The 14,392-nt window shown below is 70.2% G+C and carries 10 protein-coding genes; 1 reads left to right on the forward strand and 9 read right to left on the reverse strand.

Features of this window, described 5'->3' with window-relative positions:
* Nucleotides 1-43 precede the first annotated feature (43 nt).
* Nucleotides 44-1,000, reverse strand: coding sequence for a polysaccharide deacetylase family protein (locus ACVWYS_RS17545; RefSeq protein WP_456507681.1), 957 nt, complete (start codon nucleotides 998-1,000; stop codon nucleotides 44-46).
* A 67-nt stretch (nucleotides 1,001-1,067) separates the two neighbouring features.
* Nucleotides 1,068-2,159, reverse strand: a complete 1,092-nt coding sequence (locus ACVWYS_RS17550; RefSeq protein ID WP_456507682.1) for an SDR family oxidoreductase — start codon at nucleotides 2,157-2,159, stop codon at nucleotides 1,068-1,070.
* A gap of 173 nt (nucleotides 2,160-2,332) precedes the next feature.
* Between ACVWYS_RS17550 and ACVWYS_RS17555 the strand changes: the two genes are divergently transcribed.
* Nucleotides 2,333-4,267 (forward strand): heavy metal translocating P-type ATPase, encoded by a 1,935-nt coding sequence (locus ACVWYS_RS17555; RefSeq protein WP_456510143.1) that lies wholly within the window; start codon nucleotides 2,333-2,335, stop codon nucleotides 4,265-4,267.
* On the opposite strand, the gene ppsA is transcribed toward ACVWYS_RS17555, so the two are convergent.
* From ppsA to ACVWYS_RS17590, 7 genes are all read right to left on the reverse strand, one after another.
* Nucleotides 4,256-6,688 (reverse strand): phosphoenolpyruvate synthase, encoded by a 2,433-nt coding sequence (ppsA, locus tag ACVWYS_RS17560; RefSeq protein WP_456507684.1) that lies wholly within the window; start codon nucleotides 6,686-6,688, stop codon nucleotides 4,256-4,258. The genes ACVWYS_RS17555 and ppsA overlap by 12 nt on opposite strands.
* 58 nt (nucleotides 6,689-6,746) lie before the next feature.
* Nucleotides 6,747-9,461, reverse strand: coding sequence for a cation-translocating P-type ATPase (locus ACVWYS_RS17565; protein WP_456510144.1), 2,715 nt, complete (start codon nucleotides 9,459-9,461; stop codon nucleotides 6,747-6,749).
* A 233-nt stretch (nucleotides 9,462-9,694) separates the two neighbouring features.
* Nucleotides 9,695-9,913, reverse strand: a complete 219-nt coding sequence (locus tag ACVWYS_RS17570) for a three-helix bundle dimerization domain-containing protein (RefSeq protein ID WP_456510145.1) — start codon at nucleotides 9,911-9,913, stop codon at nucleotides 9,695-9,697.
* A 74-nt stretch (nucleotides 9,914-9,987) separates the two neighbouring features.
* A complete protein-coding gene (locus ACVWYS_RS17575) occupies nucleotides 9,988-10,791 on the reverse strand; it encodes a glycosyltransferase (protein ID WP_456510146.1) in 804 nt (267 codons plus the stop codon).
* Nucleotides 10,788-12,311, reverse strand: a complete 1,524-nt coding sequence (locus tag ACVWYS_RS17580; RefSeq protein WP_456510147.1) for a PIG-L family deacetylase — start codon at nucleotides 12,309-12,311, stop codon at nucleotides 10,788-10,790. Before ACVWYS_RS17580 ends, ACVWYS_RS17575 begins: the two co-directional genes overlap by 4 nt.
* A complete protein-coding gene (locus ACVWYS_RS17585) occupies nucleotides 12,305-13,429 on the reverse strand; it encodes an acyl-CoA dehydrogenase family protein (protein ID WP_456510302.1) in 1,125 nt (374 codons plus the stop codon). Before ACVWYS_RS17585 ends, ACVWYS_RS17580 begins: the two co-directional genes overlap by 7 nt.
* Before the next feature lie 271 nt (nucleotides 13,430-13,700).
* Nucleotides 13,701-14,378 carry an O-methyltransferase gene (locus tag ACVWYS_RS17590; RefSeq protein ID WP_344361302.1) on the reverse strand — a complete coding sequence of 226 codons (678 nt, stop codon included), beginning with the start codon at nucleotides 14,376-14,378 and terminating at the stop codon, nucleotides 13,701-13,703.
* Nucleotides 14,379-14,392: the final 14 nt, after the last annotated feature.

A 14,392-nucleotide genomic window follows, 5' to 3' on the forward strand; every position in this document is an offset into this window, starting at 1 on the left:
GATCGGCGCGCCGCGACAGTGGCGTTCGGCCCGGGATGCGCCCTTAGCCCACGAGTGCGTCGAGGGTGGTGAAGCCATAGCCGGCCTGGCGGATGCGGTTGATCAGCCGGGGCAGGGCATCGGCGTCCAGGGTGGTGCCGTCGTCGGGGTTGGAACCGATATGCATCAGGACAATTTCCCCCGGCTGCAGTGCCGCCAGGACCCGGTCAGCCACGAGTTGCGCTGTCACCCCGCCGCTGGTGCCTTTCCAGCCCAGGGTGTCGACGCTCCAGCGCACCGGAAGGTAGCCGAGGTTGTTGACGGTGGCGATGGTCCTGGCGTCGCGATCGCCGAAGGGAAACCGGAAGAGCGGCCGCGGGTCCGCGCCGGCCGCCCGGATGGCCCGCTCGGCCGATGTAACCTGGTCCGCGATGCCGGCGTCCGGCAGTCCGGTGAATGCCGGATGGGTCATGGAATGGTTGCCCACCCGGTGCCCTCCGGCGACGATCGCCGCCACGCCTCCGGGGTTCGCGGCAGCCCAGCTGCCGGTGAGGAAAAACGTGGCCCGCACGCCCGCGGCGGCGAGGCTTTGCAGGATGCTGGGAAGTCCGGCCGCGTTGGCGCCGGCGTCGAACGTCAGGGCCACCACCCGGCCCGCGCCCGGGATGGTCTCGACATCGCGTCCGGCGAGCGCGGCGGGGAACGGCGCCGCGGGCGGCACGGGAGCAGGAACGGCCGGCACCGGGGGCGGAGCGGTCGGTTCAGGGGCTGGCGGGACGGGAACGGCCGGAGCAGGCACGCTGGTGCCCGGGGCCGGCGAAGCCGCGGTCGGCGAGTCAGGGGACGGGGTCTCGGAGGCGGATCCGGACGCCGGCGAGGTGACGGGCGCAGATGCGGGCGGGGACGCCGTCGGCGCCCCTTGTAGCAGCAGGACCGCGGCGCCGAGCAGCAGCACCGCGGCGGCCACGACGGCCGCGATCAGCCACCACCGGCGCCGGCTGCCAGCACTCGTGGACCCCATGATTCACTGTGGCCCCACGGGTCACCGCCGGTCTAGTGCTGAAAGGCCCCCGCTGCCGTGGCGTCCCCTAGGGCATTGCCGGAATCAGGCCGTCCGCCCGGTACCGGTCGAACAGCCGGAGGAAGGCGTCTTCGGTTCGGCGGTACCCGGTGAAGCCGGCAAGTCGGCTCTTGCTCATATCGGTGACCACTTCGAGGTTCCGGCCCAGGTCACCGTCCGTGTGCCACCAGGAGGCGACTCGTGCGAGGTCGGGTTCCGCCAGCCCGTGGCGGGCGGCGATGCCTGCCCACACGCCTTCCATGCCGCGCATTTGCTGCTCCAGGGGGCGGGGTTCGTTGGCGTAGCCCACTGGCTCGACACCGAAGTAGGCGGCCAGCGCCGGCCACATGCGCCGCCAGCGGAAGACGTCGCCGTTGACGATGTTGTAGGCCTCGTCGCTGACGTTGTCCGCTGTGGCCGCCCAGATCATGTGGTCCGCCAGCAGCCCGCTGTCGGTCATGTCCGTGAGGCTGTTCCACTGCGTCTCGGAGCCCGGGAAGATGAACGGCTGTCCCAGTTCCCTGCAGATGGAGGCCTGGACGGCGAGAGTGAGTCCCATGTTCATGGCGTTTCCGACTGCATGTCCGATCACCGTGTGCGCCCGGTGCACGGACCAGCCAAAGCCCTGCGTGCCGGCGGCTGCCCACAATTCGTCTTCCTGGGCGTAGTAGAAGTTGGGCGTCGGCAGTCTGGGCTCGCTCTCCCGGAACGGGGTGTCCGGCATTTGCCCTGCCGCATAGGCTTCAAACGGGCCCAGATAGTGCTTCAGCCCGGTCATGAGGGCGACGTGCTTCACGGGCTTGCCGCTGAGGCTCGCGAGGACGTTCCGCAGCATGCCCGCGTTTGTCTCGATGTTTTCCTGTTCCGTATTCATCCTGGACCACGCCGTGTAAAACACGTGGGTGGGAGATTCGCCGGCCAGACCCTCGCGCAGATCCTCCACGGAATTCAGGTCCGCGCTCACATGGCGTACGTCGCGGCGGCGCAGCGGGTTGCGGGAGAGCCCCACCACGTCCCACCCCTCGTCAGCCAGCCTGTCCACCAGCGCCGACCCGGCAATTCCGCTGGCCCCCACCACCAGGGCCGACCGCGTTTCGACGGTGTCTGAACTGCTTCGCACGTCATTCCTCCTGGTGTCGCTGATACTGGGCCGCGGCCCGTCGGGCTCGGCTCGCCGCCCGTTTGGTCGGGACGGGTGCTCTTCCAGCCTCTCATGCTGAGTCTGCGTGGCTGCCGGCTGCGGCGCAGTAGGATTCAAGTAGTTCAGGACACGCCGTCGAAGGCAGAAAATCCGTGAAAATCGTTCTCCGGTATCCGCTCGTAGCGGGGACCCTGCTTGTCCTGCTGGCGGTGGTGGCCCTCCTGGCCGCAGGCCAGGAGGGCATTGCCCAGGCCGCCGCGAGCATCTATGCCCTGGCCGTGGCTGCCTACCTCGCCATCGGAATGGTGCGCCGGCTCGCAGGCGGCCAGTGGGGCATCGACATCCTGGCCGTCACCGCAATCGTCGCCACCGTCCTCGTGGGTGAGTACATCGCCTCGATGATCATCGTGCTCATGCTCGCCGGCGGCACGGCGCTCGAGGACTACGCCGCCGGCCGGGCCAAGGGCGAACTGACGGCACTGCTGGAACGCGTCCCGCAGACGGCCCACCGGGAGCGCAACGGCACCTCCGCTGCCGGAACCAACACTGCCGGAAACCACACTGCCGAAGCCCACACGGACGGCCAGCACGAGGACGTGGCGGCCACCGACGTCGACATCGGCGACATCCTGCTGGTCAGGCCCGGTGAGGTGGTCCCGCTGGACGGCGTCCTGCTCTCCGATTCGGGCACGTTCGATGAATCGTCGCTCACGGGGGAAAGCCTGCCGGTGGAGCGGTCCGCCGGGGAAGGGCTCATGAGCGGCTCGTTGAACGGTGAGGCCGCAATCCGGATGCGGGTCACGGCGCGTATGGAGGATTCGCAATACAGCCGGATCGTCGCCCTCGTGAAGGAGGCGGCGGAAAGCAAAGCGCCCATGGTCCGGCTGGCCGACCGCTATGCCGTGCCGTTCACGGCCCTGGCCTACGCGCTGGGTGCCGTGGGCTGGATCATCAGCGGCAGCCCGGCACGGTTCGCCGAGGTCCTCGTGGTGGCCACGCCGTGCCCGCTGCTGATCGCCGCTCCCGTGGCGTTCCTAGGCGGCATGAGTCGCGCCGCGCGCTCCGGCGTCATCGTCAAGTACGCCGGGGTGCTTGAACAGCTGAGCCGGATCAAGACGGTGGCGTTCGACAAGACGGGAACCCTGACCTACGGCCGCCCCGCGTTGGTGGCCGTTCGGACCGCCGGGACCCTCTCGGAAGATGAGGTCCTGGGGTTGGCGGCGTCCGCGGAACAGTACTCCTCCCATGTCCTCGCCGCCTCGGTGATGGACGCAGCCCGTTCCCGGGGGCTGCCTTTTGGCGCTGCCACCGAGGCCACGGAATTCGCCACGCACGGGGTGCGGGCCCGGTTTGACGACCAGGACGTGGTGGTGGGCAAGCCCGCGTTCGTGGCCGAGTGGGCCTCCGGCGTAGCGGAGACGGACCTGGCCAGCGGTGAGCTCGCCATCTACGTCGGTACCGGCGGCGAATTCGTGGGCTCCCTCGTGATGAGCGATCCCATCCGCAAAGAGACCCGCCGCACGCTCAGCGAGCTCAAGGCCCTCGGCGTGAATCGCACGGTCATGCTGACCGGCGATGCGCTCGCCACCGCCCGGCACATCGCGGACGAGGCCGGACTCACCGACGTCCGGGCGGAGTGCCTCCCGCCGGACAAGGTCGAGGCCGTCAGGTCGCTGCCGGACCGTCCGGTCATGATGGTCGGCGACGGCGTCAATGACGCCCCCGTCCTGGCGGTCGCCGACGTCGGAATCGCCATGGGCGCCCGCGGCTCGACGGCGGCCGGCGAGTCGGCCGACGTCGTGATCATCCTAGATGACCTCTCTAAGGTGGCGTCGGCCGTCCGGATCGGACAGCGCACCGTGCAAGTGGCCCTGCAGAGCATCTGGATCGGCATCGGGCTGAGCGTGGCCCTCATGGTGGCCGCGGCCGCGGGGTACGTGCCGGCCATCGCAGGGGCCCTGACGCAGGAGCTCGTGGACCTCGCCACGATCCTGAACGCCTTGCGGTCCCTCGGACCGGGTCGCCACGGCGCCGTCAGCACGGCGCGGGCCAGGGAAGGCGCGCGCCGGGCACCGCTACCGGGCTGAGGCTGTCGCGGCTGACGCTGCCCCGGCTGGCGCTGTCTTCTCCGCCTCCGCGATCCGCGGCACGGTCCTGAGATAGCTGTCCGGGTTCAGGGAGATCGAGTCGATCCCTTCGCGCACCAGGAACGCCGCGAACTCCGGATGGTTGCTGGGACCCTGCCCGCAGATGCCGATCTTGATGCCGCCGGCGTGGGCCTTGCGGATGGCCTCGCTGATCATGACCATCACGGCTTCGTCCCGCTCATCGAAGAGCGCAGCGAGCTGGCCGGAATCGCGGTCCACGCCCAGGACCAGCTGCGTGAGGTCGTTGGAGCCGATCGAGAACCCGTCGAAGCGGGTGGCGAATTTCTCTGCCAGGACCACGTTGGACGGGATTTCACACATCATGTAGACCTGCAGCCCGTTGCTGCCGCGGACCAGACCGTGCTCGGCCATCACGGCAAGGACCTTGTCCGCCTCCTGCGGCGTGCGGCAAAACGGCACCATGACGATCACGTTGGTGAACCCGAGTTTCTCGCGGACCCGCTTGAGCGCGGCGCATTCGAGCGCGAACCCCTCGCGGTAGCGGGCGTCGTAATAGCGCGAGGCACCGCGGAAGCCGAGCATCGGGTTCTCTTCCGGCTCCTCAAAGGCGGCGCCGCCCAGCAGGTGGGCGTATTCGTTGGTCTTGAAGTCGCTGAGCCGGACGATCACGGGGCGCGGGTAGTACGGCGCGGCGATCTTGGCGATGCCCAGCGACAGGGCGTCCACGAAGTACTCGGTCGGGTCCGCGTACCCCTGCGCCAGCTCCCTGATCTGCTGCGCCTCGGCGGGGTCGGTGACCCGTTCCGGATGGACCAGGGCCATGGGATGCACGCGGATCAGGCTGCTGATGATGAATTCCATCCGGGCGAGCCCGACGCCGTCGGCCGGCAGCCGCCACCACTGGAAGGCCGCAGCCGGGCTGGCGATGTTGACCATGACGGCTGTGCGGGTTTCGGGGAGCGCGCCGAGGTCCACGTCTTCTGTTTCGAAGGCCAGGGTGCCGTCGTACACCCGGCCCGTATCGCCCTCGGCGCAGGAGATCGTCACGGGCCGGCCCTCGGCCAGGACAGCCGTGGCATTGACGGTTCCGACGACGGCGGGCACGCCCAGCTCGCGGCTCACGATCGCCGCGTGGCTCGTGGGGCCGCCGTGGTCCGTGACGATCCCGGCCGCCCGCTTCATGATGGGCACCCAGTCGGGGTCGGTCATTTCGGTCACGAGGATGGCGCCGTCGCGGAATGCCGCAATGTCCGCCGCGGTCCGGATGACGCAGGCCGTGCCGTGCGCGATCGAATCGCCGATCGCGGCCCCGGTGGCCAGCACCGTCCCCTGCTCCAGCAGATGGTGGATGGTGAAGTGGGGACCGGTGCGGAGCGACTGGACGGTCTCGGGGCGGGCCTGGACCATGAAGAGTTCCCCGGTCTCGCCGTCGCGGGCCCATTCCATGTCCATGGGCCGGCCGTAGTGGTTTTCGACGCTGACAGCCCAGCGGGCGAGGGCGAGGATCTCGGCGTCGCCCAGCACGAAGGCCCGGCGCTCGGCCGCCGAGGTGTCCATCATCCGGGTGCGGGCGCTCCCGCCGCGGCCGTAGACCATCTTCCGGGCCTTGGAGCCGAGGGATTTCTCGATGATCGGGGTGACGCCTTGCGCGGCCGCGGACTCTGAGAGGAGCGGTTTGAAGACCACATACTTGTCCGGGTTGATGGTGCCTTGGACCACGGTTTCGCCCAGGCCCCAGGCCGCGCTGATGACGGCGGCCCGGGGAAAGCCCGAATCGGTATCGATGGAGAACATCACCCCGGAGGCCCCGACGTCGGAACGCACCATCCGCTGGATGCCGATCGAGAGGGCGACATCCAGGTGGTCAAAGCCTTTGACTTCCCGGTAGCTGATGGCCCGGTCTGTGAAGAGGGAGGCGTAGCAGCGGCGGCAGGCGTCCAGCAGTTCGTGCTCGCCCGCGATGTTCAGGAAGGTCTCCTGCTGTCCGGCGAAGCTCGCGTCCGGGAGGTCCTCGGCGGTCGCGCTGCTGCGGACCGCGACCGAGAGCCGGTCCACGCCGGCGCGCTCCCCCAGGGTCCGGTAGTGGGCGCGGATGGATTCGGCGATGTCCTCGGGGAACTCGCTGGCCAGGAACAGCTCCCGGATGGCCTCGCCGGTGGCGCGCAGCGTGGCGTCCCCGGACCGGTAGGCCGCGATGCGCGACCGCATGGCGGCGTCAATCCCGTTGGCCGCAATGAAGGTGCGGTACGCGGCGGCCGTGGTGGCAAACCCGTCGGGGACCCGGACGCCCTCGCTCTGGAGGTTCCGGATGAGCTCGCCGAGGGAGGCGTTCTTGCCGCCGACCCTCGGGACGTCGCCCATGCCGATCTCGTCAAACCACATCACGGGGGAATCAGCCATGTCAGCACTCCTGTGCGTTGTCGGTGGACCCATACTGCGCGGGACCGGTGTCCCGGGGTCAGGGGCTTTGGACCCGCGTGCCGCCCCCGGCCGTTCCGGGGCCGACCGTTCCGGGGCCGCCGGCCGGTGAACCGGCCCGGCGGTGGCGGACGATCTTGTACAGCCAGTCGGCGATCAGGACGGCGGGGACAGCGGCCAGAGCCACCGCCAGCCCTCCAGGCGTCGGCGGGGCGTGGCCCAGCAGCGCCGCCACCGGACCGAGGAACAGGAACACGCACAGCAGACCCAGCTCCGCGAGCACGGCCCACAGCAACAGCCGGTTGGTGAACCAGCCCAGCCGCCAGGGCGGGACGGTGGCGCTGCGGCAGGCGAAGGCGTTCGCCAACTGGGCCAGGACGACCGTTGTGAAGGCCGCACCGGAGGCCGCCATGAGCACGTCCATGGCCGGCAGTTCCGTGCCGGGCCGCCACCCCGCGCCCAGCAGCACCACCGTGTACGCGGTCATCTCCATCACGGCCTCCACCGGTCCCAGCAGCCCGAACACCCGGAATATGAGGGCCCGGTCCATCAGATGCCGGCGCTCGGGCGGCCGCTTCAGCGTTCCCTTGCTGGGCGCCTCGCTGCCCAGGGCGAGGGCGGGCAGCAGGTCGGTGCCGATGTCCAGGGCAAGGATCTGCAGTACGCCCAGCGCCAGCGGGAAGTGGCCGCCGGACAAGGCCCAGATGATGAAGGGGGTGAGCTCGGCGACGTTGTCCGTCAGGTGGTAGGTCAGGAAGCGCCGGATGTTCGCGTAGGTGGCCCGGCCCTGTTCCACCGCGGCAATGATGGTGGCGAAGTCGTCGTCGAGCAGCACGAGGTCGGCGGCCTCACGGGCGACGTCGGTGCCGCTCAGGCCCATGGCGACCCCGATGTCGGCCTGCTGCAGCGCCGGGCCGTCGTTGACGCCGTCGCCGGTCATGGCCAGGACGTGCCCGCGGCCTTGCAGGAGGCGCGCCACCCGGAGTTTCTGTTCCGGCGTCACTCGGCTGACCACCACTCCGTCACGGTCCAGCAGGGCCGCCAGGACGGCGTCGTCCTCGGGCAGGTCCGGTCCCTGCAGCACGGTTTCGGTGGCGCCGAGCAGCCCGGTCTCCCGGGCGATGGCGGCGGCGGTGAAGGCGTGGTCGCCGGTCACCATGGCCACTTTGATGCCGGCGTCGCGGGCGGCCTGGAGGGCCACCTTCACCTCGGTCCGGGGAGGATCGTGCAGGCCCATCAGGCCCATCAGCGTCAGCCCGGCCTCCGCGTCTTCGAGCCGGAACGTGGCGCCGGGTGCCCCGGGCAGGCTGCGCTGGGCGACGGCGAGCACGCGCAGGCCGCGCGCGGCCATCTCGTCGACCATGCCCAGCGCCCGGCGCGCGCCCGAAGCCCCCGCCCCGGATGGAGCCCACGTGCCGTCTCCGGTGCACAGCGGGATCACCGATTCCGGGGCGCCCTTCACGTAGAGGGTGGTGCCGACGATTGCCGATTCCCGCAGCCGGCGGGGGTCGAACGCGAACCGGTGCGACGGCGTCGGCTGCTCCCGGTGTTCGCCCCGGTCAGCGGGCCCTTCGGCGGGGACGGCCGTGAGGCGGGCGGCGAGCGCGTCGATCGCGGCCTCCATCGGGTCGCCCTCTGCTATCCACCGGTCCTCGTGGAGGACGGCCCGCCCCACCGAGGCGGCGCGCGCCGCGACGCTGAGCTGACGGGCGTCCTCCGTGCCGGTGCCGGTGATATCGGCTTCGGGGCCGTAGCCCTGGCCGTCGATGGTCAGCAGCCCAGCCGGGGTCCAGACCTCGACGACGTTCATCCTGTTCTGTGTCAGGGTGCCTGTCTTGTCGGTACAGATGAACGTGGTGGAGCCGAGGGTCTCCACCGCCTGCAGGTTGCGCACCAGGGCGTTGCGCTTGGCCATGCGCTGCGCACCGACAGCCAGGGAGAGCGTGACCGTGGGAAGCAGGCCTTCGGGAACGAGCGCGACGGCCACCCCGATGGCGAACAGGAAGGCATCTCGCCAGGAAATGCCGACAAGGAGCGAGATGACGAAGAACAGCGCACCGATGCCCAGGGCCATGGAGGCGGTGATGCGGACGATTCTTTGCAGTTCCAGTGCCAGCGGGCTGGTCGGGGCTTCGACGTTGCCCGTCAGGGCCGCGATTTCCGCGAGCCTGGTCTGGCCTCCCGTCACCAGGACCACGCCTTCGGCCTGCCCGTTGACCAGGAACGTGCCGCCGAAAGCGGTGTCGCCCGGGGACTTGACCACGGCCTCGCTTTCGCCTGTCAGCATCGACTCGTCCACCTCGCAGCTGGTGGCAACGGCCAGCCGGAGGTCCGCGGGGACGCGGTCGCCGGCCACAAGCACCACGACGTCGTCGGGAACCAGTTCGGTGGCGTGGACCTTGATGACGCGGCGGTCTCGGCGCACGGACACCATGGCGGGGAGCAGTTCGCGGAGCTTGGCGGCGGCGTGCTGGGCCCGCTCCTGTTGGATGTAGGCGAACACCCCGTTGACCCCGATCACCACGATGATGGCGATCCCCAGTTGTGGCATGCCGGCAATGAATGCGAAGACGGCCGCCACCCAGAGCATGATCGCGAAGAAGTGGGTCAGCTCGGCCAGAAGCCTCCGCCAGCCGGGGACCGATCGGGGTTCGGGCAGTTTGTTGGCGCCGAATTGCTGCAGCCGCCGATCTGCCTCGTCCGCGCTGAGGCCGGCTACGGCTGACAGCGAGTCCTGCCCCGCACCGGGGTTCACGCCCGCGCTCCGCCCCTCACGGACACCGCCGGGCGCCGGCCCTGATCAGGTACCTCATGGGTCGAGCATCCTGCCGGTGGCCCGGGCCGGTAAGGGCCAAAGGTCCGCTGTCCACGGCCGCCGGGCCGGTCCCGCCTGGCTGCCGCCGTCGAAATCGCCGGAATGGTGCGGGCTCGCCGGAACTTTACGGCGATTTGACGCGTATACAGCGAACTCTAGGCTGCCAGGGCGCGTTAGTCGCCGGCGGTGCTCATTCCGAATTCTCTCTGGATCCGCACGCGGGCACCCCGTTCAACCAGGGTGGGGATGAACGTCCTGATCCGGCCCCCGTCCAGGGCCTCGAATTCCTCGCCGACAATCCCGGCGATGTGTACCCGGGGGACGTGCGGGAAACGGGCCGCCAGGCGGTCAACAACCTGGTTGATGCTGGGTTCGTTGGCAGCGTCGGTCACGTTATCAGTGTGGAGGGGCCCGATCCCGGCGTCAATGAGTCCCGGCGTCAACGGGTCCCGGGGTCGGTGAATCGTCAGCCGGCTGGTGGCGGCGGCATCCGGTCCAGACTCCGCAGGTAGGTGCCAAAGCCGTGCGGTGCCCGGGCGTGGGTCCGGCCGGAGGTCACCACCCGGTTGCTGTCCGTCGCCGTGACCGTGAAAGCGCGGCTGCGAAGGCCGTGGACGAGGGCCCGGTCCTCTTCGGATGTGATCCGTGCGAACCCTCCGGCGGCCAGATAGGCGGACGCCCGGACGCCGAAATTCGCACCGTAAATGTGGGGATGGTCCTCATGGAACGGGTGGCGCTCCCGCCACCGCCGGAGCAACTCAGGGTCCATTCCGGCCGGGTCCGGCTCCACGGATCCCAGTACGGCATCGGCACCTGCCTCGGCGAACTCAAGCTGGCGGACCAGCCAGTTCTCCGGCACCCTGGAATCGGCGTCGGTGTTGGCCAGCCAGGTCCGGCCGGCCCAAGCCGGCGGCGTCCAGCGCTGCCCCGGCGGCCGTCGCAGGGGCATTCCGATGCCCGACGCCCGGGCTCCTGCGGCCCGGCTGGCACCGGCGCTGCGGTAGCTGACCTCCAGGGCACCGATGCGCCGGTCTGCGCCGGCAAAACCGGCCACGGTGGCGGCGGATCCGTCCGTGCAGCTGTCCAGCACCACCGTCAATCGGACGTCGACGTCGGGCCGGACCTTGTGCAGGGCGTCCGCGGACTTTTGAAAGGCCCGCAGCGCGTCCTCCAGGTGCTCTTCCTCGTTGTGCGCGGGCATGACGACGGCAACCCGTTCGATGCCGTACCCGCGCGCCAGCGGCAATGCCAGTGCTGCCACCCCGGTCACCGTCCCCGTTCGCGGGCGCCGCGGTCCGGCACGGTGTCCGGCGCAAGAAGCACCTCGAGGACAAAGTCGCGTTCCCGGTAGATCCCGCCGCCGGCCCAGCCCAGCTGGCGCCGGGCCGCGGCGTGGACCGCGTCGCCGTCCAGTTCCCAGCCGGAAACGGGGTGCCGCCAGTGGCACAGCACCAGGGTCCCGCCGGGCCGGAGCGCGTCCTGGATCCGGTTGAGCAGCGCGCCGAGCTCTGCCGGCGAGAGGTAGTACCCCACCTCTGAGACCACGATCAGGTCAAACGCTCCGTCGGGCCACTCGTCAGGGACTGTCAGGTGGCGCGTCTGTGCCGCGGGCAGGTGGGCGAGCCGCCGGGCGGCGTGGTCCAGGGCGGTGCTACTGGCGTCAACGGCCAGGAAACTTCCGCACCGCGGCGCGAGCTCCACGCTCAGCGTTCCAATCGAGCAGCCGATCTCCAACCCGGCCGCGTAGCTGCTCGCGGGCAGCGCGGCAAGCGTCAGGGCACGCTTGCGGTGCTCGTACCAGCTCGAGGTGTACTGCCAGGGATCCTCCTCCCGGGCGTGGACGGCATCGAAGAGTCGCTCTGCGTCGCGCGCGGCGTAGGGGTGCGGGGACCCGCCGTCGGACGGGGCATCCCTGGACGGGACAACTCTGGACGGGACATGCCCGGACGGGGCACTCGCCGGGTACCAGGCGAACGTCTCCCATGGCCGCTCAAAGTGCGCCAGAAAAGCCGCCGGCAGGAGCACCTCATCGCCCGGCAGCCCGGAAAGCGGCTGGACCTGGGATCTGTGCGCCGCCATGGCGGCGGCCTTGGCCTGTTGCTCGGCCGGGGTCAGCGGCAGCCGGAACCAGCCGCGCCACGCCGCAGCGGCGGAGCCCGTGGAGGATGCAGGATCAGCCGGGTCGCCGGTGGAGACGGGAGCGTCCGGTGCGGCCCACAGCCAGTACCAGATGGGGTATTCGAGAAGAGCGCAGCCCTCCGCGGCGCTGAAGTCGGCGGCTACGGATCCGAGGACGTCGTGGTCGGTGTGGCCGTCCGAGCGATAGGGCGCTACAAGAACCACGTCGCCGGCGGCGGCCCCGCACGCGGTTGACACCTCGCTGACCGCCTCGTGGACTGCGGCGCGGATCTGCTCCCGGTGTTCGGCGAGTTTGCCGTCGGGCAGGCCCAGGCACTGCCATTCCCGGCCGCCAAGCAGCTGCGTCATGGCGCCGCCGAACTCCTGCAGCCGGACCGCTGCCAGCTGCTCCGGAGTCGTCGTCGGCGAACCCGGGTGCGAGGACTCCCCTGCCGTGCACAACAGCACCCGGACGGCGGCGCCGACGGCGTGCAGCCGGGCCAGCAGCCCGCCGGCCCCGAGCGTCTCGTCGTCTGGGTGGGCGGCCAGGACAATGAACGCCCGGCCGGCGAGCTCCCCATGATCCAGTGGCAGCTCCGGCAGCTCCGCCGCACCGCCGGTAGCCCATACTGCCTCGCTGGTCCCGGGGTCGTCATGGGTGAAGCTCACCATGGGGCGTTTCCGTTCAGTGAGAGGGCGCCCAGCTGTGCGTCGTCGCGCATGGCGTGGTGCTGGCGGATGTACAGGGCCAGATCCGCCATCCGTTTTCCGTAGCTCTCATCGAAGGCGAGCGGAGCCGGCCCCAGATTCTGGCTCACGAGCGTCTGGATGCGTTCGACGGCGGCGGCCGCGGTTCCCCGCACCCGCAGGGCCTCGCGCCATGCGCCGGCGTCGGAGAGTTCCCCCGCGTCGATCCGGGCGGCGGTCTGCGCCAGGTACCCGGTCAGGGCGGCCAGGGTCCGGTCAATCTCGCCAAGGTGCGCGAGGGCAATCTGGTCCGGTTCCCGTCCGCCGTCGGCAGCTTTCTGTAGGGATGCGGTGAAGCTGCGGGCAACCGCGACGGCGCCGCCCAGCCAGCAGGCGGCCACGCCCATGCCGCCCCAGGCGAAGCCGGGGCGCTGGTAGTACCAGCCGGTTCCTCCCAGCGGCACGGCCGGGACACCATCGAAGTGCACCGTGCCGCTGGGGATTTCCCGCAGGCCCCGGCTGGTCCACTCAGGATCGGCGAAGCTCACACCCTCGGCGTGGAGGTCGACGGCGAACGCGGCGCGGCCGGCGCCCTCGACGTGAGCGGTCAGCACCGCATGGTCAAGTTGTGCGGCCAGCGAGCACCAGGGCTTGGAGCCGTGGAGCCGGAAGCATCCGTCGGCCTCAGTTGCCTCCAGCCGGAGTCCCGGGGCTTCGGCCGCGAACACGCCCCAGGCGCCCTCAAAGCCGATCCCGTTGAAGTCCGGGCAGTCCCGGCCCTCCCCCGCGGCCGCGCCCGCTGCCTGCCGCAGAATCGCGGCGGCGTCCAGGTGCGGTTCCAGGACCCGGCCTGCGGCGACGTCGACGGCGGTCACGGCGGCCAGAATCTCCCACAGGAACGCGGTCCGGCCCTCCCCTGGCTTTGGCGCCGTCTCCGCTGCTGCTTTGGCGAGGTCCAGCAGGGCCGGGACATCGCCGACGGCGGCCTGCGCACCGGTCAGCAAAGGGCCGATCGCGTGCAGGTCCGGGTCAGCGGAACTGATCCTGACCGGGCTGAACGTGGCGGGACTTGTCCTGGAGGGGCCTGTCGTGGCGGGGCCCATCATGACAGGACGGGTCCTGGCGGGGAGGGGCTGGTGGGGGGTCGGGGTCCCGTTCATTTCGGCTGCCTGTTTTCCTTCGGGCTGTGCGATTGTGGGAGGTGAACGTCCGGGCTGCGTATTTCCAGTCCTTCGCGTCAGCGGCTGCCCGCCGGGCCGCCGCCAAGCAATCTAAGCATACTTAGCACTTGGTGTTGGGTGCCCCGGCCACGCCACGGCAGCCTCTTGCCCGGCAGTTTCTCGCACGGCGAGCATCTCGCACGGCCGGCCCTACCTAGCGGACGATCGCGAGGGCGAACCCGTCCCAGCCCTTCGAACCGACGGTCTGCATGACGGTCCCGTCCAGCCGAGCGTCGTCGCCGAGCATCTGCAGCGCACTGATGATTCCCGGGGCGTTCACCGTGTCCATGGACGCGTCCAGCACGGCGCCTTCCCACACGACGTTGTCCATCACGATGGTGGTGCCGGGCCTCCCGAGCCGGATGGCCCAGTCCAGGTAGTGGGGGTTGTTTTCCTTGTCGGCGTCGATAAACACGAAGTCGAAGGGTGGCCCGGCCTCGCTCTCCAGCGCGTGCAGGGTGTCCAGCGCCGCCCCGATCCGGATGTCCACCTTGTGGCCCAGGCCGGCGTTGTCGATGTTGGCGCGCGCGATACGGGCGTGCTTGGGGAGGTACTCGCAGGTGACCAGGCGGCCGTCGGCTGGCAGTCCCTGGGCCATCCAGATGGTGCTGAAGCCGGCCAGAGTGCCGATCTCCAGGACTCGCCGTGCGCCGGAGAGCTGGACCAGCAGCTTCAGGAGTTTGCCGGCGTTGGGTGCCACTTCGATAGGCGGCATGCCCGCCTCGAGGGCGCTGGTCACGGCGCGCTGAAGCGCACTGTCCGGGCGGACCACGACGTCGGCGAGGAAGTTCTCCACGGCAACCCAGCCGGGGGCGGGCTGATGCTCGATCATGCCCCCAGTGTCCC

It is taken from the genome of Arthrobacter sp. TE12231 (assembly GCF_054062895.1).